General features: G+C 49.1%; 4 tRNA genes. All 4 read left to right on the forward strand.

The annotated features are described in order from the left end of the window. Window positions 1-5 precede the first annotated feature (5 nt). The 4 genes from K6V48_RS08085 (at window position 6) to K6V48_RS08100 (ending at window position 352) form a co-directional block, all read left to right on the forward strand. Window positions 6-78: transfer RNA gene (locus K6V48_RS08085), tRNA-Asn, on the forward strand. A gap of 21 nt (window positions 79-99) precedes the next feature. Continuing rightward, window positions 100-171 (forward strand) — tRNA-Glu (locus K6V48_RS08090). Between the two features lie 6 nt (window positions 172-177). Further along, a tRNA-Ser gene (locus K6V48_RS08095) sits at window positions 178-267 on the forward strand. Window positions 268-278: 11 nt separating this feature from the next. Continuing rightward, a tRNA-Met gene (locus tag K6V48_RS08100) sits at window positions 279-352 on the forward strand. Window positions 353-401: the final 49 nt, after the last annotated feature.

Below are 401 nucleotides of genomic sequence, written 5' to 3' on the forward strand. Positions count from 1 at the left end.
TATATTCCGCCATAGCTCAGTTGGTAGAGCGCATGACTGTTAATCATGATGTCACAGGTTCGAGCCCTGTTGGCGGAGTAAAGAGAAGTCTTTATTTATGGTCCGTTGGTCAAGGGGTTAAGACACCGCCTTTTCACGGCGGTAACACGGGTTCGAATCCCGTACGGACTATAATGTGGAGGATTACCCAAGTCCGGCTGAAGGGAACGGTCTTGAAAACCGTCAGGCGTGTAAAATCGTGCGTGGGTTCGAATCCCACATCCTCCTTTACTTAATATCGCGGGATGGAGCAGCTAGGTAGCTCGTCGGGCTCATAACCCGAAGGTCGTAGGTTCAAATCCTGCTCCCGCAATTTTATTTATATTGTGGATTATGGCTCGGTAGCTCAGTTGGTAGAGCAA

Source organism: Streptococcus suis (genome assembly GCF_019794555.1).
GTDB lineage: Bacteria > Bacillota > Bacilli > Lactobacillales > Streptococcaceae > Streptococcus > Streptococcus suis_AB.